Genomic DNA, 1,578 nt, shown 5'->3' with positions numbered 1-1,578 from the left:
CTCGCCGCCGCCTGCACGGCCGCCGCCGCCCTCGCACCGGATCAGGCGAAGGGCTTCTTCCGCGAGCGGTTCTCCGCCTACCGGGTCGTGCGCCCGGCAGACGGCACCGAGCCCGAGCGCAGGGCCGGGTTCCTCACCGGCTACTTCGAGCCGCAGCTCGACGGATCGCTGACCCCCGGCCCCGGCTACACGGCCGCCGTGCTCGCCCGTCCCGACGACCTCGTGACCCTCGGCCCCGGCGAGACCCGTCCCGGCCTCGATCCGACTCTTCGCGCCGGGCGGCAGGGAGAGGCCGGGTTCGAGCCCTATCCCGACCGCGCCGCGATCGAGGATGGGGCGATCGCCGCCCGCACCCATCCGCTGCTGTGGCTGCGCGACGCCGTCGACCTGTTCGTGCTGCAGGTGCAGGGTTCGGGCCGCGTCCGCCTGCCCGACGGCTCGGCGATCCGCGTGCTCTACGACGGCAAGAACGGCCGGCCCTACACCTCCATCGGCAAGCTGCTGGTGGGGGAGGGGCACCTGGCGCTGAACGACCTCAGCCTCGCCCGCTGGACCGCGTGGCTGCGCGCGCACCCGGACCACGCCCGCCGCCTGATGCGGATGAACGCCTCCTACATCTTCTTCCGCATCGAGCCCGTCGTCGACGAGGCCCTGGGCCCGCCGGGTGCGGCCGGCGCACCCTTGAGCCCCGGCCGCAGCATGGCGGTCGACAGCGGCCTGTGGCGCTACGGGCTGCCGTTCTGGCTGGACGGCAAGCTGCCGGGACAGCCAGGCAGCGGGCACCTCGTGATCGCGGCCGACACCGGCTCGGCCATCCTCGGCCCGGCCCGCGGCGACCTCTACGTCGGCACCGGCGCGGCCGCCGGCGTCGCGGCAGGCGACCTCCACACCAAGCCTGGCTTCGTCGTGCTGCTGCCGAAGCCGGCCGCGCCATGAGAAGGCTTATCGATGGTTCGCAGGCACCCAGCGATGCGCGCCTCGGCCCGCTCCCGCTGACCGACCGCGCAAATCCGGTTTTCGGCCCCTCCCCGTCATTCCGGGGCGCCGAAGGCGAGCCCGGAATCCAGAACCCCAGGTCGTTGTCCAGCCTGGCACGTCGGCGGCTCTGGATCCCGGGCTCTGCTGCGCAGCCCCGGGATGACGGCGAGGGGGTTGGATCAGGATCGACCCCTTCGGCTCCGATCACGGTGACCTGGACGACGGGACCTCGCGAGACAGGATCGCGCAGGCTCCTCGGCGGCTGCATGTCCCGACTCCTTCGCAGAGTTCCGGCATGAAACCGCCGCGCCGGCCGCGGGCGCTGTCCCGCGAGGATGCGCATCTGTGGGGGGAGATCGCCAAGCTGATCACCCCGCTGCGTGCCCGCGTGACGCTGCGCAAGCCCAAGCTAGCCGCCGTGGACGCCACGCCCGCCGCGAAGGCCACGGCGAAGAATTCGCCGGCTAAGGGCATCGCCAGGAAGCTGGCGCCTGCACCGAAGCCCGTGCCGGCGATGCCGGTTGCCATCCCCGGCCCGGTCGCCGTGGTCGCGCCGGCGAAGCCGGTGAAGCGCGTGGTCCGGCTCGGCGCGACCACGGC

General features: G+C 73.5%; 1 protein-coding gene and 1 pseudogene. Both read left to right on the top strand.

Going from position 1 to position 1,578, the window contains the following annotated elements; genetic code table 11:
- On the top strand, nt 1-936 hold a 936-nt coding region (locus FV229_RS26755; RefSeq protein WP_147754803.1), incomplete at its 5' end, for a murein transglycosylase A.
- Between the two features lie 337 nt (nt 937-1,273).
- Nucleotides 1,274-1,578, top strand: a pseudogene (locus tag FV229_RS28350) (DNA mismatch repair protein MutS); the annotation flags it as partial.

The sequence above is a fragment of the Methylobacterium sp. WL120 genome (assembly GCF_008039465.1).
GTDB classification, from domain to species: Bacteria; Pseudomonadota; Alphaproteobacteria; order Rhizobiales; family Beijerinckiaceae; genus Methylobacterium; species Methylobacterium cerastii.
This window is presented reverse-complemented; position numbering and strand designations above follow the sequence as displayed.